The 24,552-nt window shown below is 75.3% G+C and carries 26 protein-coding genes and 1 tRNA gene; 16 read left to right on the forward strand and 11 right to left on the reverse strand.

Annotated features, from left to right (window positions below; genetic code table 11):
- Positions 1-2: 2 nt before the first annotated feature.
- The 3 genes from ACFWN3_RS13070 to ACFWN3_RS13080 are packed head-to-tail and all read right to left on the reverse strand — an operon-like array spanning position 3 to position 1,513.
- Complete coding sequence (locus tag ACFWN3_RS13070) at positions 3-389, reverse strand: hypothetical protein (RefSeq protein WP_377640246.1); 387 nt, start codon at positions 387-389, stop codon at positions 3-5.
- An 8-nt stretch (positions 390-397) separates the two neighbouring features.
- Entirely contained in the window at positions 398-1,150 is a 753-nt protein-coding gene (locus tag ACFWN3_RS13075; RefSeq protein ID WP_377640248.1) for a hypothetical protein, read from the reverse strand.
- Positions 1,151-1,162: 12 nt separating this feature from the next.
- Positions 1,163-1,513, reverse strand: coding sequence for a hypothetical protein (locus ACFWN3_RS13080; RefSeq protein ID WP_377640250.1), 351 nt, complete (start codon positions 1,511-1,513; stop codon positions 1,163-1,165).
- Between the two features lie 143 nt (positions 1,514-1,656).
- Here ACFWN3_RS13080 and ACFWN3_RS13085 point away from each other — a divergent pair, with 143 nt between their 5' ends.
- A complete protein-coding gene (locus ACFWN3_RS13085) occupies positions 1,657-3,198 on the forward strand; it encodes an alpha/beta hydrolase (RefSeq protein WP_377640252.1) in 1,542 nt (513 codons plus the stop codon).
- An 87-nt stretch (positions 3,199-3,285) separates the two neighbouring features.
- Positions 3,286-3,359 (forward strand) — tRNA-Thr (locus ACFWN3_RS13090).
- Between the two features lie 72 nt (positions 3,360-3,431).
- Here the strand turns inward: ACFWN3_RS13090 and ACFWN3_RS13095 are convergent.
- The 3 genes from ACFWN3_RS13095 to ACFWN3_RS13105 are packed head-to-tail and all read right to left on the reverse strand — an operon-like array spanning position 3,432 to position 4,962.
- Positions 3,432-4,046 (reverse strand): dihydrofolate reductase family protein, encoded by a 615-nt coding sequence (locus tag ACFWN3_RS13095; RefSeq protein ID WP_377645599.1) that lies wholly within the window; start codon positions 4,044-4,046, stop codon positions 3,432-3,434.
- 38 nt (positions 4,047-4,084) lie between these two features.
- Positions 4,085-4,624: an SRPBCC family protein gene (locus tag ACFWN3_RS13100; RefSeq protein WP_377640254.1), complete on the reverse strand. Its 540-nt coding sequence runs from the start codon at positions 4,622-4,624 to the stop codon at positions 4,085-4,087.
- Entirely contained in the window at positions 4,621-4,962 is a 342-nt protein-coding gene (locus ACFWN3_RS13105) for an ArsR/SmtB family transcription factor (RefSeq protein ID WP_377640256.1), read from the reverse strand. Before ACFWN3_RS13105 ends, ACFWN3_RS13100 begins: the two co-directional genes overlap by 4 nt.
- Positions 4,963-5,149: 187 nt before the next feature.
- Between ACFWN3_RS13105 and ACFWN3_RS13110 the strand changes: the two genes are divergently transcribed.
- The 4 genes from ACFWN3_RS13110 to ACFWN3_RS13125 are packed head-to-tail and all read left to right on the forward strand — an operon-like array spanning position 5,150 to position 8,340.
- Positions 5,150-5,698 carry a hypothetical protein gene (locus ACFWN3_RS13110; RefSeq protein WP_377640258.1) on the forward strand — a complete coding sequence of 183 codons (549 nt, stop codon included), beginning with the start codon at positions 5,150-5,152 and terminating at the stop codon, positions 5,696-5,698.
- A gap of 44 nt (positions 5,699-5,742) precedes the next feature.
- Positions 5,743-7,161, forward strand: coding sequence for a sensor histidine kinase (locus ACFWN3_RS13115; RefSeq protein WP_377640260.1), 1,419 nt, complete (start codon positions 5,743-5,745; stop codon positions 7,159-7,161).
- A gap of 4 nt (positions 7,162-7,165) precedes the next feature.
- A complete protein-coding gene (locus tag ACFWN3_RS13120) occupies positions 7,166-7,846 on the forward strand; it encodes a response regulator transcription factor (protein ID WP_377640262.1) in 681 nt (226 codons plus the stop codon).
- Positions 7,843-8,340 carry a DUF427 domain-containing protein gene (locus ACFWN3_RS13125; RefSeq protein WP_377640264.1) on the forward strand — a complete coding sequence of 166 codons (498 nt, stop codon included), beginning with the start codon at positions 7,843-7,845 and terminating at the stop codon, positions 8,338-8,340. Before ACFWN3_RS13120 ends, ACFWN3_RS13125 begins: the two co-directional genes overlap by 4 nt.
- Here the strand turns inward: ACFWN3_RS13125 and ACFWN3_RS13130 are convergent.
- A complete protein-coding gene (locus tag ACFWN3_RS13130; RefSeq protein ID WP_377640266.1) occupies positions 8,309-9,436 on the reverse strand; it encodes an acyltransferase family protein in 1,128 nt (375 codons plus the stop codon). The two genes, ACFWN3_RS13125 and ACFWN3_RS13130, sit on opposite strands and share 32 nt — an antisense overlap.
- A 17-nt stretch (positions 9,437-9,453) precedes the next feature.
- On the opposite strand from ACFWN3_RS13130, the gene ACFWN3_RS13135 reads away from it, so the two are divergent.
- Positions 9,454-10,392: a glycosyltransferase family 2 protein gene (locus ACFWN3_RS13135; RefSeq protein ID WP_377640268.1), complete on the forward strand. Its 939-nt coding sequence runs from the start codon at positions 9,454-9,456 to the stop codon at positions 10,390-10,392.
- Here the strand turns inward: ACFWN3_RS13135 and ACFWN3_RS13140 are convergent.
- Positions 10,359-11,654 carry a glycosyltransferase family 4 protein gene (locus ACFWN3_RS13140; protein WP_377640270.1) on the reverse strand — a complete coding sequence of 432 codons (1,296 nt, stop codon included), beginning with the start codon at positions 11,652-11,654 and terminating at the stop codon, positions 10,359-10,361. The two genes, ACFWN3_RS13135 and ACFWN3_RS13140, sit on opposite strands and share 34 nt — an antisense overlap.
- Before the next feature lie 195 nt (positions 11,655-11,849).
- Here ACFWN3_RS13140 and ACFWN3_RS13145 point away from each other — a divergent pair, with 195 nt between their 5' ends.
- The gene (locus ACFWN3_RS13145) at positions 11,850-13,001 is read left to right on the forward strand and encodes a glycosyltransferase family 4 protein (RefSeq protein WP_377640272.1); all 1,152 of its coding nucleotides are present in this window, start codon (positions 11,850-11,852) and stop codon (positions 12,999-13,001) included.
- Here ACFWN3_RS13145 and ACFWN3_RS13150 read toward each other — a convergent pair.
- Both ACFWN3_RS13150 and ACFWN3_RS13155 read right to left on the reverse strand, forming a co-directional pair.
- Positions 12,921-13,925: a glycosyltransferase family 2 protein gene (locus ACFWN3_RS13150; RefSeq protein WP_377640274.1), complete on the reverse strand. Its 1,005-nt coding sequence runs from the start codon at positions 13,923-13,925 to the stop codon at positions 12,921-12,923. The two genes, ACFWN3_RS13145 and ACFWN3_RS13150, sit on opposite strands and share 81 nt — an antisense overlap.
- Positions 13,922-15,493 carry a phosphotransferase gene (locus ACFWN3_RS13155; protein ID WP_377640275.1) on the reverse strand — a complete coding sequence of 524 codons (1,572 nt, stop codon included), beginning with the start codon at positions 15,491-15,493 and terminating at the stop codon, positions 13,922-13,924. The genes ACFWN3_RS13150 and ACFWN3_RS13155 overlap by 4 nt, the downstream gene beginning before the upstream one ends.
- Before the next feature lie 46 nt (positions 15,494-15,539).
- On the opposite strand from ACFWN3_RS13155, the gene ACFWN3_RS13160 reads away from it, so the two are divergent.
- Genes ACFWN3_RS13160 through ACFWN3_RS13175 form a run of 4 tightly spaced genes read left to right on the forward strand, consistent with a single transcriptional unit; the run spans position 15,540 to position 19,486 of the window.
- On the forward strand, positions 15,540-16,340 hold the full coding sequence (locus ACFWN3_RS13160; protein WP_377640277.1) for a polysaccharide deacetylase family protein: 801 nt from the start codon (positions 15,540-15,542) through the stop codon (positions 16,338-16,340).
- On the forward strand, positions 16,337-17,080 hold the full coding sequence (locus ACFWN3_RS13165) for a methyltransferase domain-containing protein (protein ID WP_377640278.1): 744 nt from the start codon (positions 16,337-16,339) through the stop codon (positions 17,078-17,080). The genes ACFWN3_RS13160 and ACFWN3_RS13165 overlap by 4 nt, the downstream gene beginning before the upstream one ends.
- Positions 17,081-17,084: 4 nt before the next feature.
- Positions 17,085-17,981: a glycosyltransferase family 2 protein gene (locus ACFWN3_RS13170; protein ID WP_377640280.1), complete on the forward strand. Its 897-nt coding sequence runs from the start codon at positions 17,085-17,087 to the stop codon at positions 17,979-17,981.
- Positions 17,978-19,486: a lipopolysaccharide biosynthesis protein gene (locus ACFWN3_RS13175; RefSeq protein WP_377640282.1), complete on the forward strand. Its 1,509-nt coding sequence runs from the start codon at positions 17,978-17,980 to the stop codon at positions 19,484-19,486. The genes ACFWN3_RS13170 and ACFWN3_RS13175 overlap by 4 nt, the downstream gene beginning before the upstream one ends.
- Here ACFWN3_RS13175 and ACFWN3_RS13180 read toward each other — a convergent pair.
- On the reverse strand, positions 19,473-20,102 hold the full coding sequence (locus ACFWN3_RS13180; protein ID WP_377640283.1) for an inorganic diphosphatase: 630 nt from the start codon (positions 20,100-20,102) through the stop codon (positions 19,473-19,475). The genes ACFWN3_RS13175 and ACFWN3_RS13180 overlap by 14 nt on opposite strands.
- Before the next feature lie 109 nt (positions 20,103-20,211).
- Here ACFWN3_RS13180 and ACFWN3_RS13185 point away from each other — a divergent pair, with 109 nt between their 5' ends.
- The 4 genes from ACFWN3_RS13185 (at position 20,212) to hpt (ending at position 24,457) form a co-directional block, all read left to right on the forward strand.
- Positions 20,212-21,651, forward strand: coding sequence for a D-alanyl-D-alanine carboxypeptidase/D-alanyl-D-alanine-endopeptidase (locus ACFWN3_RS13185; protein WP_377640285.1), 1,440 nt, complete (start codon positions 20,212-20,214; stop codon positions 21,649-21,651).
- Between the two features lie 27 nt (positions 21,652-21,678).
- Positions 21,679-22,719, forward strand: a complete 1,041-nt coding sequence (locus ACFWN3_RS13190) for a zinc-dependent metalloprotease (protein ID WP_377640287.1) — start codon at positions 21,679-21,681, stop codon at positions 22,717-22,719.
- A gap of 150 nt (positions 22,720-22,869) precedes the next feature.
- On the forward strand, positions 22,870-23,865 hold the full coding sequence (gene tilS / locus ACFWN3_RS13195; protein WP_377640289.1) for a tRNA lysidine(34) synthetase TilS: 996 nt from the start codon (positions 22,870-22,872) through the stop codon (positions 23,863-23,865).
- Positions 23,866-23,920: 55 nt separating this feature from the next.
- Positions 23,921-24,457 (forward strand): hypoxanthine phosphoribosyltransferase, encoded by a 537-nt coding sequence (gene hpt / locus ACFWN3_RS13200; RefSeq protein WP_377645601.1) that lies wholly within the window; start codon positions 23,921-23,923, stop codon positions 24,455-24,457.
- Positions 24,458-24,552: the final 95 nt, after the last annotated feature.

Here is a 24,552-nt window from a genome sequence, read left to right on the forward strand (position 1 = left end):
GGCTACCAGGTCCCCTGCGCCGGGCCGGTCGGGCCGTGGCCCCGGCCGTGGTCGTCGGCCGACTCGCGCTCGGCGGATGTCGCCTCGCCCCGGGCGAGCGCGTCGGCGTCGGCGGCCACCCGCTCGCGCTCCTGCGGCGTCAGCGCGTCGATGCGGGCCATGCCGCGCTCCACGAGCGGCGTCATCATCGTCGAGAACGCGTCGTCGCGGGCGAGGTCGCGCAGCGAGGAGCGGCCGGCGAGGACCGCCTCGATCCGCTGCCGGACCGCGGGGTCCTGGGCCTGGTCGCGCAGGACGGTGAGCGACTCGCGCAGGTGCTGCTGGATGCGCGAGGGCAGGGCGGCGCCGGGGAGCAGGGGCGGCTCGCCGGCCGGGGGCGTGGTGCTCACGGGTCTCCTCAGGCGGGGGCGTTGTTGTTCTCGAAGGCGTCGGGGATGTCGACGAGGTGCCAGTCGCCGGCCGACCCGAGCAGGGCCGAGACGCCGTCGACGAGCACGTCGACGATCGTCATCGCGCCCTCGATGAGGGCGATGATCTTCTGGATGGTCTTGACGATCTCGGTGATGCCGTAATAGGTCGCGGCGGTGCCGATGGCCGCGCCGATGAGGGTCCACGACCCGGCCACGGTCGCCGCGGCGCTGATGCCCGCCGCGATGAGGAGGTCGATGAGGGTCTGGATGAGCATGCCGACGTCCTTCGCGACGCCGTAGAGGCCGTTCGCGACGTCGTCGTAGGCGTTGGCGGCGATCTCGAGCATGCCGGCCGCCTTGTCGATGGCCACGCTGTGGGAGATCATCGTCAGCTGCGCGGCCTGCCACGCCTCGCCGTCCCAGTGCTGGTCGAGGGAGCCGGAGTAGCCGTTGATGGCGTCGGCCATGCTCTCGCAGTAGCCCTTGAGGTTGCGCATCGCGGCGGCCGAGACGGCGACGTGCTCCCAGTCGCCGGCGATCCAGGTCTGGACCTTCTCCTGGAAGTCGAAGTCGCCGTCGGCCTTGTCGAGCGCGACGAGCGCCCAGTGGCCGAGGGAGAGCCAGTCGGCCATGTTCAGGGCCGCGTCGAAGGTCGAGGGGATCGGCTCCTTCGGGATGGGCTCGTAGAGCCAGCTGCCCGGGTTCCAGCCGCCGCCGCCCTCGTCGTTCTTCATCGCCATGGGGTCCCCCTCTCAGTTCGACCAGTAGGACTCGTCGAGCCGCTGCGCCGCCGCGGCGTCGAGGTCCTCGTACCGGTCGGCCGACGCCATGATGGCGGCCGCCGTGCCGCTGACGGCGGCGTGGATGTCCTTCATGAGGTCCCGCACCCCGGTGTCCATCCCCGTCGTCACGTCGACGAACCGCTCGAACACCGCCCCGCCGGAGGGGTCGAAGTCGACCCAGGTCTCGGCGTACGTGATCGCCTCGGCGGCGTCGTCGCCGAGCGCGCGGAACTTCAGCCCGTACGTGCGCATCCCGGCCGGCTGCGCGCGGAACCGCTCCGCCGCACCGCTGCTCGGCGTCATGTCGTCGCGCTCTGCCATGGTGCCCCTCCCTCGGTGTGGGAGCCCACCGTCCCCCGGCACGCACCCTACGGGCAATGGGGAGCACTGCCCGCGGCAATGGTGCCCGTTTCGTGACCTGCCCCGCAGGTCGGCGCCCAGACGGCTCGCCTAGGGTGCCGCCCATGACCCGCCGCGCCACCGCCCTCGTCGGCGCGACGGCCGCTGCCCTGCTGCTCGCCGGGTGCTCCCTCGTCGAGGGCGTCACCGGGGGGACGCGCACGCCCACCGCCACCGTGTCGCCCCAGGCCCCGCCCGCCGGGCTCGAGGCCCTGGCCCCCTTCTACGGCCAGCGCCTGCAGTGGAGCGAGTGCGAGGGCGCCCAGTGCGCACGGCTGCGGGTCCCCCTCGACTACGCGAGCCCCGGGGGCGACACCATCGAGGTCGCCGTCGTGCGCGTCCCGGCGAAGCGCGAGTCCAGGCGGATCGGGTCGCTCGTCGTCAACCCGGGGGGCCCGGGCGGCTCCGGGGTCGACTACGCGCGGGCGGCCGACTTCATCGTCGGCGCCGGCGTGCGCCAGGCCTACGACGTCGTGGGGTTCGACCCGCGGGGGGTGGCACGGTCGGCGCCCGTCGACTGCGTCACCGACCAGGCCCTCGACACCTTCCTCGGCAGCGACCCCACGCCCGACGACGAGGCCGAGCAGCAGCAGTTCGCCGCGACGGCCCGCGGGTTCGCGGAGGCGTGCGGACGCACCGCCGGTCCGCTCCTCGGGCACGTCTCGACCGTGGAGGTCGCCAAGGACCTCGACGTCCTGCGCGCGGCCCTCGGCGAGGAGAAGCTGACCTACCTCGGCAAGTCGTACGGCACCTACCTCGGCGCCATCTACGCCGACCTCTTCCCGGCGACGGTCGGCCGCATGGTCCTCGACGGCGTCGTCGCCCCCGACCTCACCTCCGACGAGATCAACCTCGGCCAGGCCAAGGGCTTCGAGCTCGCCACCCGCGAGTGGGCGGCCTACTGCGTCGAGCAGGGGGAGTGCCCGCTCGGCGGCTCGGTCGACCGCGTCATGGAGGGCCTGCGCACCTTCCTCGAGAGCGTCGACGGCAGCCCGCTGCCCCGAACGGGTGACAACGCGATCCCGCGGCTCACCGAGGGCTGGGCCTCGCTCGGCATCGCCGCGGCGATGTACGACCAGGGGGCCTGGCAGACCCTCGTCGACGCGATGGGACAGGCCGTCGGGGGAGACGGCACCGCCCTGATGCAGCTCGCCAACCAGTACGCCGACCGCAACCCCGGCGGGCAGTACGCGGGCAACATCATGGAGGTCATCTACGCGGTCAACTGCCTCGACAAGCCCGAGGACGACGACGTCGCCGAGCGCGCCCGCCTCGCCGAGGAGTCGCTCACCGAGGCGCCGACCTGGGGTCCCTTCCTCATGTGGAGCTCGCTCGTCTGCGGGTACTGGCCGGTGGAGGCGACGAACGCGCCGAAGACCATCTCGGCCGAGGGCGCCGACCCCGTCGTCGTCATCGGGACGACGCGCGACCCCGCGACCCCCTACGAGTGGGCCGTGCGCCTGCGCGGGCAGCTGGCCAAGGCCTCGCTCATCACCTTCGACGGTGACGGGCACACCGCCTACACCCGTTCCAACGCGTGCGTCGACAAGGCGGTCGACGCCTACTACCTCGAGGGCACCCAGCCCCGCGACGGGCTGCGCTGCTGAGGCCCCGACCTGCGTGGGGCCGGTTTGCGTCGCGACCCCGGTCGGCTCGTATACTCGTCCGGCGCGCCCGAGCCCGCTCGGGAGCACGCCGCCTTAGCTCAGTCGGCCAGAGCGATTCACTCGTAATGAATAGGTCAAGGGTTCGATTCCCTTAGGCGGCTCCGTGCAGCACCCGTGAGAGAGGCCCCCACGACCGACGTCGTGGGGGCCTCTCCGTGCTCCGGGGGCCGTCGTCAGCGGCGCCAGAACAGGTGATGGACGACGCCGCTCGGGCTCGGGACCTCCTCGTGGTGGAAGCGGTCGGTCAGCTCCTCGGGGGAGTGCCAGAGTCGCCCGCCGCGGCCGATCTCGACCGGGGCGACGGCGACGTGCAGGGTGTCGACGAGGTCGGCCTCGAGGAACTCGCGGAGGGTGGCCACCCCGCCGCCGAGCCGCACGTCCCTGCCGCCGGCGGCCGCCTTCGCCTGGCGCAGGGCCTCGTGCGGGTCGGCGTCGATGAAGTGGAAGGTCGTGTCCGACAACGAGAAGCTCGGCCGGACGTGGTGGGTCAGGACGAACACCGGCGTGTGGAACGGCGGCTCGTCGCCCCACCAGCCCTGCCACTCGTGGTCCTCCCACGGCCCCTGCTGCGGGCCGAACTTGCCGCGGCCCATGATCTCGGCGCCGATGTGGTGGGAGAAGTCGCGGGTGAAGTAGTCGTCGAGGCCACGGGTGCCGCCGGGGTCGGTGCGGTTCGGCCAGCTCGCGGTCGCGCCCGCCCACGACGCCAGGGCGGCGGGGTCGGCGTGGCCGAAGGGACGCTCGATGCTCTGGCCCTCTCCGGTGCCGAACCCGTCGGTGGAGAGCATGAAGTTCTGCACCCGGAGCAGCTGCTCGCGCGCGGCGCTCACGACGCGGCCATCGGGGCGGCGAGGCCGCGCTCGGCGTAGTGCGCCCGGCCGGCGCCGAAGGCGTCCCAGTCCCACGGCTCGGGGTGACCGGCGAGGCTCGGCTCGAGGCGGTCGAGCGAGGTCTGGAGGCCGACGAGGTAGCAGTTGTCCACCGCCTCCTGGACGTCGGGGACGACGTGGCTGAGCCGCAGGATGCACCCGGTGCCGGCCGCCTCGAGCTCCCAGCGCATCCGCGACCCGGGCGCGGGGTGGGTGTGCTCGAAGAGAGCCGGTGGCTCGAGGCGCAGGATCGTGCACGTCATCGTCACCGGCTCGTCCTCGGACCGGCCCGCGAAGACCATCTCGCCACCCTCGCGGAGGTCGACGGTGATGTCGGCGTCGAACGGGAGCCACCAGTCGGCCAGCCGCTCGGGGCTGGTGATGGCGTCCCACACCTCGCGCACGTCGTACGCGAGGTGCCGCTCGAAGCGGATGACGCCGCCGTCGGCCGTGCGCTCGAGCACGCCGTCCCAGCGGGTCGTGAGGTCGTCGGTCATGAGGGTCGCTCCTTCGGGGGGATGGGACTGGCGGTGCGCTCGAGGTGGCGCTCGAGGGAGTCGAGGCGTCCGGACAGCTCGGCGCGGTAGGGCTCGAGCCAGGCGTCGAGCTCGCGGAGTGGTTCGGCGCGCAGGCGGTAGAGGCGGCGCTGGGCGTCGCGGCGGACCTCGACGAGGCCGGCGTCGCGCAGCACCTTGAGGTGCCGGGAGACCCCCGGCTGGTGCATGCCGACGACCTCGACGAGCTCGGTCACCGACCGCTCGCCGTCGCGGACGGCGTCGAGGATCCGGCGACGGGTCGGTTCGGCGAGGACGTCGAAGAGAGCGGAGGCGGGCACGCGTTCAACATACGACAGTGGATATATATGTGCAACCGAATGTGCGAGGACGGGAGCGGAGGGATGGCCGGAGGCCCCTCCAGAACCTGGTTCGAGGGCCGGCAGCCATCCCTCGCGGCGTCCGCGGATGAAGGAACCTTCACCGGCCGCTCATGCGCGGCTCACGCCCGTCGTCGAGGATGGAGCCATGAGGACGACCCCCTTGGCCGCCGCGGTCGCCGCCACCGCGGCCCTCGCGCTCGGTGCGTGCGGCACCGCGCCGGCGCCCGAAGCGCCCGCGGGACCGATCGTCCTCCGCAGCTCGGCCACGTCCGGGACCCCCACCCCCTCGGCCACCCCGACGACGCCGGCGACGGGAGGTGCCGCACCCGTCGTCCCCGACGTGCGCGACGCCGACGCCGAGGTCGGCGTGCAGGACCAGGCGGGCGACGGCCGGAGCGTCCTCGTCGAGGAGGTCGTCCTCGGCTCGGGGCCGGGTCACGCGGTCGTCGTCGACCGTTCGACGCGGGCGGTCCTCGGCAGCGCACCCGTCCGGGCCGGGACGAGCCGCGACGTCGCAGTGGCCCTGTCGACCCCGGTGCCGCGCAGTGGCGAGTACCTCGTCATGCTCTACGCCGACGACGGCGACGGGACCTTCGAGGAGACCCGCGACGGGCTCGTCGTCGAGGCCGACGACGACGGTGGGGGCGACGACGGCGGGTCCGTCGACGAGGACTTCCGGTACACCCTGCGGTGAGCACCCGACCCCTGCCCCGCGCGACGCCACCGGAGAATGGCCGCGTGGGAACGACGAGCTCCGACGAGCGGGCGACCCGGCGCACCGGCTCGGCGCGCGTGCGGCTGTTCGCCGCCCAGGTCGCCGTCGTCCTCCTCGCCCTCCTCGCCTCGCTCCTCATCACCCGGCAGTACCTGCTCCAGCGCCTCGACGTGCGGATCGACGCCGGGCTGGCCCAGGAGGCCGACGAGTTCCGGGCGCTCGCCACGACCGGGGTCGACCCCGTGACGGGTCGAGCCTTCGACGACCCGCGGCGCCTCCTGCGGGTCCACCTCCAGCGCAGCGTCCCGCAGGCCAACGAGACCGTCCTCGCCCTCGTCGACGGCGTCCCCGACAGCCGCGTCGCGCAGGCGCCGCCCGCTCGCCTCGACCTCGACCCGACGGCCGTGCGCACCTTCGCCGCCGCCACGGACACCCGCGTCGGCGAGGTCGACTCCACCAGGGGCGTCGTCCGCTACCGGGTCGTCCCCGTGACCGTGGAGGGCTCCCCGGAGCGCGGAGCCCTCGTCGTCGGGGTGTTCCGCGACCTCGAGCGCCGCGAGGTCGACGTCGTGACCCTCGTCCTCGCGGGCGCCGGCGCGATCGGGCTCCTCCTCGCCGGCGTCGCCGCGTGGGTCATGGCCGGGCGGGTGCTGCGGCCGGTCGACGACGTGCGCCGCGCCGCCGAGGAGATCCAGGGGTCCGACCTGAGCCGTCGCCTCGAGGTCCGCGGCACCGACGAGGTCGCCCAGCTCGCGCAGACGTTCAACGCGATGCTCGACCGGCTCGAGCGCGCCTTCGCCGACCAGCGCCAGTTCCTCGACGACGCCGGCCACGAGCTGCGCACGCCCGTGACGATCGTGCGCGGCCACCTCGAGACGATGGGCGACGACCCGGCCTCGCGGGCCGCCGCGCTGGCCGTCGCCGACGACGAGCTCGACCGGATGGCGCGGCTCGTCGACGACCTGCTGACCCTCGCCCGCGCCGACGACCCCGACTTCGTCGTCACGGGCGACGTCGAGGTCAGCGAGCTGACCCTCGGCGTCCTCACCCGGGCCCGGGCCCTCGGCGACCGTGACTGGCAGCTCGACGACGTCGGCGCCGGGTTCTTCCACGGCGACGAGCAGAGGCTGCTCCAGGCGATGCTCCAGCTCGCGCAGAACGCGGTGGCGCACACCGGGATCGGCGACACCATCCGGATCGGCAGCGCCGTCGACGACGGGCACGTCGACCTCTGGGTCCACGACACCGGCCCCGGCATCGCCCGCGCCGACCGGCAGCGCGTCATGGACCGCTTCGTACGCACGGGGACCTCACGCGCCGAGGGCTCGGGACTCGGGCTGGCCATCGTCGGCGGGATCGCGCGTGCCCACGGCGGGAGCGTCGTCGTCGACGACACCGCGGTGGGGGCCCGGGTCCGGCTCCACCTGCCGGTGGGAGGGTAGGGGCGTGGCGCACATCCTGATCGTCGAGGACGAGGCTCGCATCGCCGACTTCGTCGACCGCGGGCTGCGTGCGGCCGGCCACGTGACGTCCCAGGCGTCCGACGGCCACACCGGTCTGCACCTGGCCCTCGGCGGCGACGTCGACCTCGTCGTCCTCGACCTCGGGCTGCCCGACCGCGACGGCCTCGACGTCCTGCGCGAGCTGCGGGGGAGCGGCAGCGACGTGCCCGTCATCGTCCTCACGGCCCGCGGTGGGGTGCGCGACCGGGTCGACGGCCTCACCGTGGGCGCCACCGACTACGTCGTCAAGCCCTTCCACTTCGCCGAGCTCGAGGCCCGGGTCGCGTTGCGGCTCAGCGAGGCCCGACGCGCGTCGTCCTCGGGGAGCAGCCGCGACGACACCGTGCTGCGGGTCGGCGACGTCGTCCTCGACCTCCTCCAGCGCACCCTGGGAGTCGGCGGGAGGGAGCACGACCTCACCGAGCGCGAGTTCCACCTCCTCGAGGCGCTGATGCGCCACCCGGGCCAGGTCCTCAGCCGCGAGCAGCTGCTCAACCAGGTGTGGGGCTTCGACTTCGCGCCGGGCTCCAACGTCGTCGACGTGTACGTCAGGCAGCTGCGCACGAAGGTCGGCCGGGACCGCATCGAGACCGTGCGCGGCGCGGGGTACAGGATGAGGCGATGAGACACCCGACGCCCGACCCGCCCGCGCCCGGCCAGGAGTCGGTGTGGGACTACCCGAGGCCGCCGCGCGTCGAGGCCTCCGACGAGTCGGTCGAGGTGTGGGTCGGCGGCGTCCGCGTCGCCTCCTCGACCCGCACCCTGCGCGTCCTCGAGACGAGCCACCCGCCCACGTACTACCTCCCGGTCGACGACGTCGTCCCCGGGGCGCTGCGCCCGGTCGACGGGGCCACGTGGTGCGAGTTCAAGGGCGAGGCCGCGTACTTCGACCTCGTCGGCGGTGGGACCAGCGCCCCCCGGGCCGCCTGGAGCTACCCCCGGCCGAGCCGCGGCTTCGAGCGCCTCGTCGGCCACGTCGCCGTGATGCCGGGGGCGGTCGACCGGTGCACCGTCGACGGCGAGGTCGTCGTGCCCCAGGCCGGCGGCTTCTACGGCGGGTGGGTGACGAGCCGCGTCGTCGGACCGTTCAAGGGCGAGCCGGGGACCTGGGGCTGGTGACCTCGCCCGCACGTCGCTCGCGCAGCATCCTGCGGACCCTGTCGCGCACCGGTCGCTCGACGAGCAGGTAGGAGGCGGTGGCCGCCGCCGGGAGCACCGTGACCGCGACGAGCGCCTGGGGGAGGACCCGGTGCCCGGTGAGGTCGCCGAACAGGGAGAAGAGCGGCCAGTGCCACAGGTACAGGCCGTACGAGACCGTGCCGACCGCCACGAGCGGACGCCAGGCGAACGCCCGCCGGCCCCGGCCCCCGGGACCGACGTCGAGCCCGGCCGCGAGGCCCGCCGCGGCGAGCCCGAGGAGCGCCTGGACGACGACCCGGCCGAAGGGCCCGCCGTCGGTGACGACCACGGCGGCGCCGAGGGCGAGCAGCGACACGGGAAGCACCCAGGCGGCCGGACGCCAGCCCCGGGCGGCGACGGCGGCGGCCGCGGCGCAGCCGTAGAGCACGGCATCCGCGCGCTCGAGGCTGCCGTGGTAGAGCAGCAGCGCCGGGTCGACGGTCAGCGCGAGGGCGAGGCGCCACCCCACGGCGAGCGCGCACCCGACGATTGCCACCCGGACCACGGTCCCAGCTCCCCCCCGGCGGGCGGCGACGACGAGGACGAGCGGCCACACGAGGTAGAAGTGCTCCTCGACCGCCAGGGACCAGGTCTGGCCGTAGCCCATGAGGTAGTCGCCGGACAGCACCGTCGCGTAGTTCGCGACGTAGGTGAGGGCGTACAGGGTCGGGCGGAGGAACCCGTCGCGGCCGGTGAGCCAGAAGGCGAGGTCGCAGACGACGAGCACGACGACGAGGGCGGGCAGCAGCCGGGCGGAGCGGCGGACGTAGAAGGCGAGCAGCCGGACGCGTCCGGTGCGCCCCAGCTCATCGAGGAGCAGGCCGGTGATGAGGTAGCCGGACAGACCGAAGAACATCGCGACGCCGGTCTCACCCAGCCCCTGGAGGACGCGGGGACCGGCCCCCGACACGACGTGCTCGACGACCACGGCGATGACGGCGACGGCCCGGATCCCGTCGAGCCAGGGCCGGTACGTCCGCACGAACGGTGCGGCGGCGGCGGGGGAGGTGCCCACGGAGGGCTGGTCGGCGGACATCGCTCTACAGTGTGCGGGTGCCCCCCGAGGTCTCGGTCGTGATTCCCATTTTTGGTGCGGGACGCACGGTCGGCGGCACCCTCGCCTCCCTGCAGGCCCAGACGCACCCCTCCTTCGACGTCGTCGTCGTCGACGACGGCTCGACCGACGACGGGCCCGACGTCGTCGCCGCGCTCGCCGCGACCGACCCGCGGATCCGCCTCGTGCGCTGCGGGCGCAACGTCGGGGTGGCGGCCGCGCTGAACGTCGGCCTGGCGCACACCGAGGCCGGGCTCGTCGCGCGCCTCGACGCCGACGACGTCGCCGAGCCGCACCGCCTCGCCACCCAGGTGGCCGCGATGCGTGCCGACGCCGGGCTCGTCGTCTGCGGCTCCTCGGTGCGCTACCTCGGACGGGGCCGGCGCGCCCTCCTCGGGCGCGTGCCCGAGACCGACGCCGAGATCCAGCACGAGCTCGACCACACCCTGCACAGCCCCTTCTTCCACCCCGCCGTGATGATGAGGCGCGCCGCGCTGGACGCCGTCGGGGGGTACCGGGAGGAGTTCCGCAACGCGGAGGACTACGACCTGTGGCTGCGGATCCGGCACGAGGGGCGCCTGCTCAACCTGACCGAGCCGCTCACCCGGTACCGCGTCAGCCCGCGGGGGGCGACGCTCGGGCGGCTGCGCGAGCAGCGCCGGTACGCGCTGCTCGCCCGGGCCGCGGCCGACGCCCCGAACCTGCCGCTGTCCGAGGTCCGGGCCGTCGTGGAGGCGGCGGAGGACGACGCGGACCTCGCCCGATACGTCGCGAAGGAGCAGGCGGCCTTCGCCGCGCTCCTCGCCGACCTCGGGCACCCGGCCGCCGCGGTGGGGCACCTCGTGCGGGTCCGCGACCAGGTCGGGCCGCTGGCGGTCCCGCGGTTCGTAGCGGGCCGGACCCGTCAGGCGGCGCGGTCCGCCCGGCGGGGTCGCTGATCGCGGTCCCGGTCGCCGGCGCGATCGCCCGCGCGGTCCCGGGTCCGGTCACGGTCGCGGGCCCGGTCGCCGGCCACCCGGTGGAGGAAGTCCCCGAGCCAGTCGCCGGCGACGTCCTCGTCGTAGACGGTGGCGAACCGGCGCGCGGCTGCCTCGGAGGCCGCCGCGAGCGCCTGGGGGTCGTCGAGGAGCCGCGCGAGGACGGCCGCGCCCTCCTCGGGGTCGTCGAGCGGCCAGAACCGCCCGGCCCCGGTGTCGCCGACGACCTCGGGGATGCCGCCGACGGCGGACGAGACGACGGGGAGCCCGGCCCGGAACGCCTCGATGACGGCGTAGGGCGCGTTGTCGAGGGTGGCGCTGTGGACGTAGACGCGGTGGCCGCGCAGCACGGCGTCGACGTCGGAGCGACGTCCGGTGAAGGTCACGAGGTCCTCGACGCCCACGTCGCGGGCGTGCTCGAGCAGGGCCCTGTGGTCGGGACCGGCGCCGACGATCGTCAGACGGTGGTCGCGTCCCTGACTCCGGGCCGCGGCGAGCACGTCGAGCAGGTAGGCGTGGTTCTTGCGGCCGACGAGCATCCCGACCGAGACGAGGTCGCCGGTGACCGGCAGGGACGGCGGGGGAGTGGTGCGCGCGAGGACGTTGCGCAGGGTCGTGTGCGGGACCGACCTCGCCTCGGGCACCTCCTCGAGGACGTGCCGGCGCATGTACTCGGAGACGAACACGATCCCGTCGAGGCGCCGGAGCACGTCGGTCTCGTAGGCCCACAGCGCGCGGTGCGCCCGGCTGTTCGGCCGGAGGGTGCCGAGGCCGACGAGCTCGCTCGACTCGGACTCGTTGAAGTGCACGACCATGACGACGGCGTAGTCGCTGCGGTGGCGGCGGGCCGCGAGGGCGGCGCCGGCCGAGCGGGTGTCCTGGGCGTAGACGACCTCGGGTCGGTGCCGGCGCACCTCGCGTGCCGTCGCGAGGTCGAGCGCGCGTCCGACGAGGCGCAGGCGGAGGAAGCTCGCGGCGCGCAGCGGCACCCGGCTGAGCACGTGGGCGAGGAGGACGAGCACGGCGGCGCGGGGCGGGAGCAGGGTGTCGAGGCTGACGACGTCGACGTGCTGGTACCGCTGCTGGAGGAGCTGCTCGGCCTCGGCGAGGTGGGTCTGGACGCCCGTCATCCCGCGGCGGCGCAGGCTCGTGACGAGCAGGGCGCGACCCGGGCCGGGCCGGACCCGGCCCTCCCCTGTCATCATGCGATCGACGACCGCCATGCGCGCTACCACCCTTGCGAGACGCCGGGAGGTGGCGTCGGACCGGGTCTCGGGTCGAGAACGAGAACCGGCCGCCGTGCCGTGCATCCCGGCGGAGGAATGCAACACGGCCAGCGTAACTAGGCTCACCCCGTGCGCGTCGTGCTTTGGACTCATCACTCGCTGTTCGAGCCGGCGCTCTCTCAGGTTTCTGCCATGGCCGACCGGGCCGAGGTCCACCTCGTCCTCGAGGTGCCCCCCACGCACTGGCGCTCGGCGAACTTCGACGCGGCCGTCGACGGGCTCGCGCCGGGACTGCACCCGGCGGACCCGGTCCTCGCCCCGTTCTTCCCGGAGGCGACGCGGGCCATGTGGCGGGCGGCCGCGTCGGCCCACGTGCTGGTGACCAGCCCTCGCCGCGCGCGCCACCCCGCGTCGGTCGGCCTCATGCGGCGCGTCCTGCGGTGGGTGGCCGACCTGGAGCCCGACGTCCTCCACCTCGACGACGTCGACGTCTCGCCCCGCCTCGCGCTCGCCCTGCCGACGGTCCGCCGGCCCTATGCCCTCGTCGTCGGCTGCCACGACCCCGAGCCGCACTCGGGGGAGGCCGACTGGCGGACCAAGGCGCTGTCCCGGCGCCTCGTCCTCCCCCGCGCCGCCGCGGTCGTCGTCCACCACGAGGGCGGCGCCGAGGCCATCGCCCGACGCCACCTCGGGCTCCACGCCCCGGTGCGCGTCGTCCGGCTCGGCGCCTACACCTTCCTCACCCACGGGCTGACCGGAGCGGCGCCGGCGCGCGACCCCCGGACCATCGCGCTGTTCGGCCGGCTGACGCCGTACAAGGGCGTGGACCTCCTGTACGCCGCGGCCCCCGCCGTCGCCGCGGCGGTGCCGGGGACGAGGATCGTCGTCGCCGGCGAGCCCGCGGCGGGCTACGTCCCCCCGACCCCGCCCGCCGCGGACGGCCTCACCGTCGACGTCCGGCCGGGGTACCTGTCGACCGCGGAGGTCGCCGAGCTCTGCCGCAGCTCCGCGGTCGTCGTGTGCCCCTACACCGACGCGTCGCAGAGCGGCGTCGTCCTCACCGCCCACGCCTTCGGGGCCCCGGTCGTGGCGACTGCGGTCGGCGGGCTCCCCGACTACGTCGACGACGGGCGGACCGGGCTGCTCGTGCCCCCGGGGGACCCCGCCGCGCTGGCGGCCGCCCTGACGCGGTGCCTGAGCGAGCCCGGGCTCGCCGACGAGCTGCGGCGCGGCGTCGCGGACCTGGCGACGGACGGGGCCTGGTCAGGCGCCGCCGGGACGCTCCTCGACCTCTACGCCGAGGTCGCCGCCCGACGCGGTCGTCGCGGTCGTCGCGGTCGGTGAGGCCTCGACCATCGTGACCGGCGGCCCGAGCCGACGACCGAACCGGAGGCCGGCCGCCATCCCGCGCAGGAGCAGCCACGCCTCGCGCAGCCGCCACCGGTCGCGGTGGCGCAGCGCGCCGGCCCCGGCCCTCACCTGGGCCCACGCCCACCGCCCGAGGACGACGGCGACCCAGCGGTCGGTGGGCCACCACACCCCGACGTAGGCGCCGAGGCCGAACCCGTAGCCGTGCCGGGTGGCGAGCCGACGGGCGGCGTCGACCCGGTCGTGGCGGACGAGGACGGCCGGGTCGTAGCCGAGGGCCGCCCCGGCGCGCAGCAGCCGGTGGACCACCTCGAGGTCTTCCCCGGCGAGTCCTGGGGTGCCGGCCCCGAGCCGCTCGTCGTAGCCGCCCACGCGGCGCAGGGTCGGCGCGTGGAGCACCATGTTGCCGCCGGTCCCCACCAGCCACGGCAGGGCCCGTCCGCGGAAGACCCGTGGCGTCTCCGAGACCCGCAGCGACAGGGTGTGCGACCCCGGGGTCGCCTCGCCGAGCGGCAGGACGCGTCCGGTGACCCCCTGCACGTCCCCGCGGGCCAGCCGACTCCCGGCGTTCGCGAGCCAGTCGACGTCGGGGACGCAGTCGTCGTCGACGAACGCGACCCAGGGCGTGCTGACCTGGGCGAGGCCGGTGTTGCGCGCCCTGGACAGCCCGCGTTCCTGCGAGACGAGGTGGCGCAGCGGCAGGACGGCGGCGCGCTCGCGCAGGACGGCCTCGGTCCCGGGGGAGCCGCCCTGGTCGACGACCCACACCTCGGCGGGCGCGGCGGTCCCCGCCACGAGGGCGTCGAGGCAGCGGGCGAGCTCGTCGGGTCGGTCGACGGTGGGCACGACCACCGAGATCGCCTCTGCGGGAGGGAGATCCGTCACGCCGGTGTCGGTCACCACCACGTGCTCCCCTCGGGTGCGGTGACCGCGGACCCCAGGAGGTCGGCGTAGAGGTTGCCGACCGGGCGGTCGCCCGACGACGCGACGCGACCGGCGCGGTCGACCGCCTGGAGGGCGAGCATGTGCGCGAGCAGCGGCCCGACGACGTGGCGGGGGAGGTCGAGCTGCCCGAGGTACGCCGTGACCACGGCCTGCGCCGTCCGGGCGGGGGTGCCGTCGGTGCGCAGGAACACCGCCCGGAGGACGTCGTCCGGCGCCGTCCCCAGGTCGGGGTGGCCGGGCCACGGCCAGTGGAGGAGGAGGTAGAGCAGGTCGGTGAGGGGGGCGCCGGCCCGGCCCGACTCCCAGTCGACCGCCGACAGCCCGCCCCCGGCGACCCCGCCCCCGGCGACCCGGAGGTTGGTCGGCGTGAGGTCACCGTGCTGGTAGCCCCGCGGCAGCTCGGTGCCGCGCAGCGCGGCGTCGCCGAACCGGCCGCGGACCTCGGGGCCGAGGACGAGCCCGCAGCTCGCGACGGCCTCGTCGAGCGTGGCGTCCAGCGACGGGGCGACCGCGCTCGGCGGTCGGGTCGGCCGGTGCAGGGCGGCGACCCAGGCGGCGGCGCGGAGCAGCTCGGCACGGCCGGGGTCGTCCTCGGCCCGCCCCCGGTGCCCGAGCGGGCGCCCCGGCAGGTACGACTCGACGGCGACGGGCAGGCCCTGCCACGAGCCACCCCCGAGGGGGACCGGGACCGAGGCGCGCACCGGCTCCGGGAGGGTCTGCGCCAGCTCGGCGAGCAGCCGCCGCTCCCGCAGCGTCGCCTCCCCGTGCCGGGCCAGCCGGGGGAGCTTGACGACGGCGCGGGGGCTGCGGTCGCGGTCGTCGAACGGGAGGAGGACCACCCGGCTCCACTCGCCCTCCCCGCGGGTGAGCACGACGGGCAGGGTCGGCCCGGCGTCACCGGGCCCGCTGGGGACGCCGCCGAGGTCGAGGTCGACCAGGACCCCGGGGGTCAGGTCGCCCTCCCCGCGCACCGCGACCCACGACACCGGGCCCCCGACGGCTCCGAGGGCACCGCGGATGGCCGCGCCCGACGACGTCGCCAGCCTGCGGGCGACCCGTCGGGCGGTCCCGCTGTCGTCGGCGAGCTCGTCGACGTACCAGCGCGCGGCCTCGCGGGGACCGAGGGGGAGGAAGAGGGTGTCGTGCTCGCCGTGGCGTCGGCGGCGGTAGGCCGTGGCCGTCATCCCCACGCGGCGCAGCCGGCGCAGGGACGCCCACGCGCCCGCACGCCCGTCGGCCTCCCAGTAGAGGACGCCGCCGGGCCCGAGGGCGGGAAGGACGGCGAGGACGTCCGGCCACGCCGAGCCCAGGGCGACGACGAGGCCGACCGGTCCGCCGGGTCCGCCGCGGCCGTCGTCCGGACCGGCGGGCTGGTCGGGCCGGTGCTCGACGACCTCGTCGGCCACGCCGAGGGCGCGACACAGGTCGGCGGTCGCGGACACCCTCGCGGCGTCGGTGCCGAGCACGAGGAGGCGGGCGACGAGGCCCTCTCGAGGCTCGTCGGGCCGTTCGGACCGGGGCACGAGGAACCGCCAGTCGACGAGGCGGGGCGAGGCTAGGATGCCGCGAATGATACCGACAGCGCTCGCGCGCAAGGCGAGACGCGTGCGCCGCGGCGTCCCCGTCCTCATGTACCACCTCGTCTCCGACGAACCGGTGCCCGCGTCGTTCTCCCGGTGGCGGGTCACCCCGCAGGTCTTCCGGCGCCAGGTCGAGACCCTGCGCCGGCTCCGGTTCTCCACCGTGACCGCCGGCGACCTCGACCGTGCGCTGCGCGGTGAGCGGCCGCTGCCTCCCCGGCCGGTCCACATCACCTTCGACGACGGCTACGTCGACTGCCTGCGGCACGCGGCGCCGATCCTCCAGGGCGCGGGCATGACGGCGACGATGTACGTCGTGGCCGGCCTCGTCGGCGGGCGCAGCCGGTGGATGGCCGACGAGGGCGTCGACCTGCCCCTCCTCGACCGCGCCGGCCTGCGCGAGCTCGAGCAGGCGGGTGTGGAGTGCCAGTCGCACTCGTTGACCCACCCGCGGCTCGCGACGCGCCCGGACGCCGAGGTCGCCGACGAGCTCGTCCGCTCGCGTGAGGTCCTCGAGGACGTCACGGGTCACCCGGTGACCTCGCTCGCCTACCCGCACGGCTCGTACGACGACCGCGTGCGCGCCATCGCGGGGGAGTCGGGGTACACGACCGCGTACACGACCCAGCCCGGCAAGGCGCTCGGCTCCGACGACCTCCTCGCGCTGCCGAGGGTCAAGGTCGACGGCCGCGACCGGCACGCCACCTTCGTCGCCCGCGTCGTCACCGGCCAGCACGTGGGTGCGCGCGTGCGCGGCCTCGTCCGCACCCCCGAGGGCGTGGCCCGATGAGCGCCGCCGAGACCCCGGACCGCCGCGGCCGGCTCGCCTTCCTCGGACGCCGTCAGCGGGCGCTCGTGCTGCGCGTCCTGCGGCCGGCCCCCTACGGCACGCTCCTGCGGCGGCGAGCGGTCAGCGTCGAGTGGGGCTTCGACCGCGGGACGCCCGTCGACCGCCACTTCATCGAGGGCTTCCTCGACGCCAACCGCGACGCGATCCGCGGCCGCGTCCTGGAGGTCAAGGACGACACCTACACCCGGCGCTACGGCTCCGACGTCGAGGTCGCCGACGTCCTCGACATCGACGCGGGCAACGCGCTCGCCACCGTCGTGGCCGACCTCGCCGACGCGCCCCACGTCCCCGACGACGGGTACGACTGCATCGTCCTCACCCAGACCCTCCACCTCGTCTACGACCTCGAGGACGCGATCCGCACCTGCCACCGGATCCTCAAGCCCGGGGGGACGCTCCTCGCGACGATGCCGAGCGCGAGCCGGTGCAGCCGCGAGCTGCTCGAAACCGACTTCTGGAGGGTGACGCCCGCGGCGGGCCGCCGGCTCTTCGGCGACGTCTTCGGCGCCGACGCCGTCGAGGTCGGGTACAGCGGCAACGCGATCCTGACGTCGGCCTTCCTCCTCGGCGTCTCCGTCGAGGAGGTGCCGCGGCGGCAGCTCGAGCACACCGACCCACTGTGGCCGATGCTCGTCACCGTCCGCGCCACCAAGGCCGTCCCGACCTCCGCGAGCGGCTGACCCCGTGGCGGACGGCGACGCCGGCCGACCCCGCACGACGGTCCTCGTCTGCTCGCGGGACCGCCGTGACCTGCTCCACGACGCGGTCTCGCGCGTCCTCGAGATGGAGCTGCTCCCCGACGAGCTCGTCGTCGTCGACCAGAGCGAGTCCCCCGACCCGCGCCTCGAGGCGATGGCCGTGGGGCGCGGGGTCGCCCTGCGGTACGAGTGGGCCCGTGACCGGGGGCTCAGCCGCGCCCGCAACCGCGGGCTCGGCGTCGCCACCGGAGACGTCGTCGCGATGACCGACGACGACGTCCTCGTCGACCCCACGTGGCTGGCGGGCGTCGTCGACGCCCTCGTCGCCGAGGGTCCGCGCTGCGTCGTGACCGGACTCGTGCGTCCGGGCGAGCCCGAGCAACCCGGCGCGTGGGCGCCCTCGACCATCACCGAGCCGTCGCCGCGGCGCTGGACCGGCACCACCGACCTCGACCCGCTCTACCCCTGCAACCTCGCGATGTGGCGCTCGGCCTGGGTCGACGTCGGCCCCTTCGACGAGCGGCTCGGGGCCGGGACCGACCTCCCCGCGGCGGAGGACAACGACTTCGGACACCGCGCGCTCGCCGCCGGCTACACCATCGCGTACCTGCCGGATGTCGGTGTGACACACCGAGCCTGGCGCGACGAGGGCGCGGTCACCTCACTCATGCACGGGTACGGGATGGGGCAGGGCGGCTTCTACGCCAAGCACGTGCGGGCGGGCGACCGCTTCGTCGGCCGACGCGCCGCGCGCGACCTCGTGGGGCACGTCCGGCGCGCGGCCGTCCTCGCGGTCAAGGGCAACCGGGCCAAGGCCGCGTCCGACCTCGCTTACAGCGCCGGCCTGGTCCGTGGCGCTGTGCGGTGGTGGGTCCGCCGGTGAGGGCCGGCCGCATCGTCCGCAACACCCTGAGCAACGCCGTGGGCCGGGTCGTCAGCCTCGCGCTGTCGTTCGTGCTCACCCCCTTCATCCTCGACGCGCTCGGCGAGACCGCCTTCGGGGTGTGGGTCCTCGCCCAGGTCGTCGTCGGGTACGGCACCCTGCTCGACCTCGGCATCGGCGCGGCCCTCGTCCGGCACGTCGCCGACCTCCGGGCCCGGGGGGAGTCCCACGAGGCCGCCCTCGTCGCGGGGACCTCGACCCGCACCTACACAGGCCTCGCGGTCCTCGCCGCCGTCCTCGGGGGCGGCCTCGCCGTGCTCGCGCCGGAGGTCCTCGGCACGGGCTCGCTCGACCCGACGACGGTCACCTGGGTCTTCCTCCTCGTGACGCTCGGCTTCGCGGTGAACCTCGCGGGCACCCCGGCCATCGCGTCGCTGCGCGGGCTCCAGCGCTACGACCTGTCGAACGCGGTGACGGTCGCGGGGGCCCTGGCCAACGCCGCCCTCACCGTGCTCGTCCTCGTGCTCGACGGCGGGGTCGTGGCGCTCGTCGCGGTCGCGGTCCCCGTCGCCGTCGCGACCCAGGTTGCCGCCGTGGTCATGCTGCGGAGGGAGGACCGCCGGCACGCCCTGCGCTGGTCGCCGGCCTCGTGGGGCGTCGCCCGCACGCTGACCCGCTCGGGGTCGAGCATCGTCGTGGCCCAGGTCGCGGGGCTGCTCCAGAAGCGCAGCAGCGAGCTCGTCGTCGCCGGGGCCCTGTCCGCCGCAGCCGTCACGCCCTTCTCGCTGGCCCGTCGCCTCGGCGAGCTCCCGAACCTGCTGAGCGACCAGTTCGTCAAGGTGCTCCTCCCGGTCGCGAGCGAGCTCAACGCGACCGGTTCGCGCGGTGACCTGCGCCGCCTCTACCTCACCTCGACGCGCGTCACCCTCGCCCTCGTCGTCCCGTTCGGCCTCGTCACGGCCTTCCTCGCGGCCGACCTCCTCGAGGCGTGGGTCGGAGCGGCCTACCGCGACCAGGCGCCGCTCGTCGTCGTCCTCGTCGCGGCGGGCGTGGCCTCGACGAGCCAGTGGCCCGCGGGCTCGGTGTTCCAGGGCATGGGGCGCTTCGGTCCCTTCGCCGTCGGCGCCCTCGTCACCGGCGTCGCGAGCGTCGTCCTCGCGGTCGTCCTCGTCGGGCCGTACGGGCTGACGGGAGTGGCCGTCGCCACGCTGGTCCCGACGGTCCTTGAAGCCCTCTTCTTCGTCGGTCCCTTCGCCCTCCGACGCCTCGGGGTCGACCTGCGCACGCTGCTCGGGACCGCGCTCGTCCCGGCCGTCGTCCCCGCCGTCCCGTGCGCGGCCCTGCTCCTGTGGGCCACGCGCACGCTCGACACGTCCGGCTGGCTCGCCCTGCTGGCCACCGGGGCGGCGGCGATCGCCGTCTACCTCGCCGGCTACCTCGCCGTGCCCGCGGCCCGCGCCGAGCGCGAGGCGCTGTCGCGGGCCGTGCGGCTCAGGCGTCGCTGAGCGGGTTGTCCTTCGTCGCCAGCTCGGCCCGAGCCCGGTCGGCGGCGGCAAGGACCTCGTCCTGGGTGTGCTGGCGCGAGGGCTCGACGGCCCCGTGGTCGGCCTCGGGCATGCGCCAGCGGGCAGTGCTCATGCCGGCGTCCTTGGCGCGCTGGATGGCCTCCTCGATGCAGCGCTCGGCGTCCTCGCGGCCGGCCCAGTGGGCGCCCTCGACGGACTTGCCCGGCTCGAGGTCCTTGTAGGTCTCGAAGAAGTGCTGGATCTCGAGGCGGTCGAACTCGCTGACGTCGTCGAGCTCCTTGATGGCGAAGCGGCGCGGGTCGCCCGCGGGGACGCAGAGGATCTTGTCGTCGCCGCCGGCCTCGTCGCGCATGTGGAACATCCCGATCGGACGCGCCCGCACGAGGCAGCCGGGGAAGGTCGGCTCGTCGAGGAGGACGAGCGCGTCGAGCGGGTCGCCGTCCTCGCCGAGGGTGTCCTCGACGTAGCCGTAGTCGGACGGGTAGGCCATCGAGGTGAAGAGGAGGCGGTCGAGGCGGATGCGACCCGTCTCGTGGTCGACCTCGTACTTGTTGCGGTGCCCCTTGGGGATCTCGATGGTGACGTCGAACTCCACGACGTGCCTCTCCCTGTTCGATGTGCGACTCAACTGGCGACGAGCGGCTGACCTAGGCTCGAGAGGACAGTCTGGCGCATCGGACCTCCGGCCGACGAAGGGAGACGTGGTGAGACGGGTCATGGCGGCGTCGGCGACCGTCGTCCTCGCCGTCGTCGGCTACGCGACCGCCGACGTCCTCGACGTCGCCCCCGGGGTCCTCACCCGCGACGCCCCGGTCACCGTGCCGACGCCCACGGTGTCCGGGTCGCCCGCGCCGGTCGTACTGCCCTCGCCCGAGACCTTCGCCGCGCCCCTCCTCACGGGCACGGGGGCGGAGGCGCCGCTGCCGACGTCCGAGGGGCTCGCCGCGGCCGTCGAGGGCGCGTCCGACGACCCGGCCCTCGAGGGCGGCCTCGGCATCAGCGTCCGCGACGGCGTCACGGGGGAGGAGCTCTACGCCCTCGATGCCGACAAGCCCCGGGTCCCGGCGTCGACGGCCAAGATCATGGCGGCCCTCGCCGTCGCCGACGGGCTCGACCTCGGGACCCGGATGACGACCCGCGTCGTCGCCGTGCCGGGGTCGGCCGACCTCGTCCTCGTCGCCTCGGGCGACACGCTCCTCGCGCCCGGTCCCGGTGACCCCGACGCCGTCCCGGGCCGCGCGGGCCTCGCCGACCTCGCGGCGCAGGTCGCCGACTCGCTCGCGTCGTCGGGGACCACGACGGTCCGCCTGCGCCTCGACCTCTCGTACGCCCCGGGACCGCGCATCCCGCCGACGTGGAACCCCAACGACGTCCGCGACGGCTTCACCCAGGCCGTCGTGATGACCGGGCTCGCCACCCAGCGCGCGCACGCCGGGCGGCCCGCGCCGACCGACCCGGAGGCCGGGGTCGCCAAGGCCTTCGTCGCCCGGCTGGCCGAGCGCGGGGTCACCGCGACGCTGCTCCCGCCGAAGGCCTGGACCGCCCCGGCCCCTGCGGCGGCGCAGCCCCTCGGCTCGGTCGAGTCGGCGTCGTACGGCGAGGTGCTCGAGCTCGCTCTCGACCGCAGCGACAACGCCCTCACCGAGAACCTCGTCCGGCAGGCGGCCACCGCCTCGGGCGCCGACACGACGAAGGTCGCGGCCGACGCGGCGTTCATCACGAGCCGGCTCGAGGCGCACGGCGTCCCCACGACGGGGCTCGTCCTCAAGGACGCCTCGGGCCTGAGCCCCGGGCAGGCCGCGAGCGCCGCGACCCTGTCGGCCGTGCTCGAGGTGGCGGCGTCCGGCGAGGTCGAGGAGCTGCGCGGCGCGGTGGCCGCCCTGCCGGTGTCGGGCCTCTCGGGCACGCTCACCCGCCGCTTCGCCTCCGACGCCACCCGTGACGTGGTCGGGCTGCCGCGGGCGAAGACGGGGACCCTGCGGGCGGGCTCCTCGCTCGCCGGCACGACCGTGACCGCCGACGGCCGCCCGCTGACCTTCGCGGTGCTCGTCGACCGGTTCCCGCGCACGTACGGTGGAACGCAGCGGGCGCGCGCCGCGTTGGACCGCATCGTCGCCGCGCTCACCAGGTGCGGCTGCCGCTGAGGCGGCGCCGAGGAGAGGCTGGGCCACGTGGGGTACGTCGACTGGGAGTTCGCGAAGACGACGGGGCGCAACCTCGTGCCCGCCGGGCCGAGCGTCAGCCCCGACGAGGCGCGCGCGGAGGTCGCCGCCATCCGCGAGGCCGCCCGGGCGGCCCGCGGGCCGGTCGCTGAGACCGCCCGGATGCAGACGCCCCCCGACGCCCCCGACGCCCTCGTCGTCGACCGCGCCACGTGGATCGCCGTCAACGCCGACTCGATGCGCGCCATGCTCGACCCGACCTTCGATGCCATCATCGAGAAGCGCGGACAGGTGCCCGGCCCCGCGGCCCAGGCGATCGGCGGCAAGGTCACCGGCGCCGAGGCGGGCGCCCTCCTCGCCTTCATGGCCCCGAAGGTCCTCGGGCAGTACGACCTCGCGCCCGACGGCACGCCGGCGCTGCTCCTCGTCGCCCCCAACCTCGTGGCGGTGGCCGACGAGCTCGGCGTCGACCGCGAGGACTTCCGCCGGTGGGTCTGCATGCACGAGGAGACCCACCGCGTGCAGTTCACCGCCAACCCCTGGCTGCGCGACCACGTCATCGAGCAGGCCCGCGGGCTCGCGGTCGACCTCGCCCCTGACACCGAGCGGCTCCAGGAGGTCGCGAGCCGGGTGGCCGCGAAGCTGCCAGAGATCTTCAAGGAGGGCAGCGCCGGCCTCGCCGACCTCGTGACGACCCCCGAACAGCGCGAGCGGATGGCGGCGCTCACCGCGGTCATGTCGCTCCTCGAGGGCCACGCCGACGTCGTCATGGACGACGTCGGGCCCGCCCACATCCCCACCGTCGACCACATCCGGGCCCGGTTCACCGAGAAGCGCAAGGGCGCGGGGGCCGCCGACCGGGTGCTGCGTCGCCTCCTCGGGCTCGAGGCGAAGATGCGCCAGTACCGCGACGGCGCCGTCTTCGTCCGGGGCGTGCAGGACGCGGTCGGGGTCGAGGGGTTCAACGCCGTGTGGACCTCGCCCGAGACGCTGCCGCTCGCGCGCGAGATCGAGGACCCGCGCAGCTGGGTCCGTCGCGTCCACGGCTGACCGGACCCGCGCCCTCCCACCACCCGTCGCGTGTGCTGAGGTGGTCGCCCCCACGACCACCTCGGCACACGCCACGGGAGGTCTCCGTCGCGTGTGCCCAGGTGGTGGCCCCGGCGACCACCTGGGCACACGCGCGATGATGGGGCGGTGGTGAGGCGACGCGAGGGAGGCCGGCCGCACCCCGCGGTCGCGGCGGTGCGCGTCGCCGTCCGCGCGTCCCTGGCCGACCTCGACCCCGCTGACCTGGTCCTCGTCGCGTGCAGCGGGGGCGCCGACTCCCTGGCCCTGGCGGACGGGCTCGCCTTCGTGGCCGCCGAACAGGGCCGTCCGGCCGGCGCGGTCGTCGTCGACCACGGCCTCCAGGACGGGTCGGCCGCCGTGGCGCGTGCCGCGGCCGCCACCCTGCGCGGCCTGGGCCTGGACCCCGTCGAGGTCGTCACGGTGGCCGTGACCCCCTCCAGCGGCGAGGGCGTCGAGGCCGCCGCCCGCACCGCCCGCTACGCCGCGCTCGACGAGGCGGCGGCCCGGCTCGGCGCCGCGGTCGTCCTCCTCGGGCACACCCGCGACGACCAGGCCGAGCAGGTCCTCCTCGGGCTGGTCCGCGGGTCGGGGGCGCGCTCCCTCGGGGGGATGCCCGCCGCCCGCGACCACCACCGGCGCCCCCTCCTGCGGACCCCTCGCGAGCAGACCCGCGCCGCGTGCGAGGCCGAGGGCCTGGCCTGGTGGGACGACCCGATGAACGAGGACCCCGCCTTCACCAGGGTCCGGGCCCGCCGGGCGCTCGCCGACCTCGAGCGCGACCTCGGGCCCGGCGTCCCTGCGGCGCTCGCCCGCACCGCCGACCTGCTCCGGGAGGACGCCGACCACCTCGACGGCCTCGCCGACACCGCCGTCGCCGCCCTGGGTCCCGGCCCGTGGCCCGTCGAGGACGTCGCCCACCTGCCCCGCGCCGTCCGCACCCGGGTCTGGCGCCGCCTCCTCGTGGCGGCGGGAGCCCCCGCGGGCCAGGTGTCGGCCCGGCACGCCGAGGCGTGCGACCGCCTCCTCACCGGCTGGCACGGGCAGGGCCCGGTCCACGCCCCCGGCGACCTCCGGGTCGCCCGGATCGACGGTCGGGTCACCATCGCCCCGGCCACTCCGGTCTAATAGGGACCGCCCGCGCCACCCACCCAGCACAGGAGCCACCGTGGACGCCGCCCACATGGGAGCCGACCTCGAACGAGTCCTCGTCACCGAGGAGCAGATCCACGCCAAGCTCGACGAGCTCGCCGGGCTCATCGCCACGGAGTACGAGGGCAAGGACCTCCTCCTCGTCGGCGTCCTCAAGGGGGCGGTCATGGTCATGGCCGACCTCATGCGCGCCCTGCCGGTCACGGTCCCCGTCGACTGGATGGCCGTGTCGTCGTACGGCTCGGGCACCAAGAGCAGCGGGGTCGTGCGCATCCTCAAGGACCTCGACGCCGACATCAGCGGCCGCCACGTCGTCATCGTCGAGGACATCGTCGACTCCGGGCTGACCCTGTCGTGGATCAAGTCCAACCTCGAGTCGCGCAGCCCGGCCTCGGTCGAGATCTGCACCCTGCTGCGCAAGCCCGACGCCGCCAAGGTCGAGGTCGACGTCAAGTGGGTCGGGTTCGACATCCCCAACGAGTTCGTCGTCGGCTACGGCCTCGACTACGCCGAGGCCTACCGGGGGCTGCGCGTCGTCGGCACCCTCGCCCCGCACGTCTACAGCTGACCCCCGGCGGGCCGGTCACGGCCCCGGTGCGCGTTCAGTCGCGGAACACCGGGCCCGTGGGGGTCGTTGCTAGCGTGTACCCGCCGCCCGGCGTC

The organism is Oryzobacter terrae (genome assembly GCF_042756445.1).
In the GTDB taxonomy this organism is placed as follows: Bacteria; Actinomycetota; Actinomycetes; order Actinomycetales; family Dermatophilaceae; genus Oryzobacter; species Oryzobacter terrae.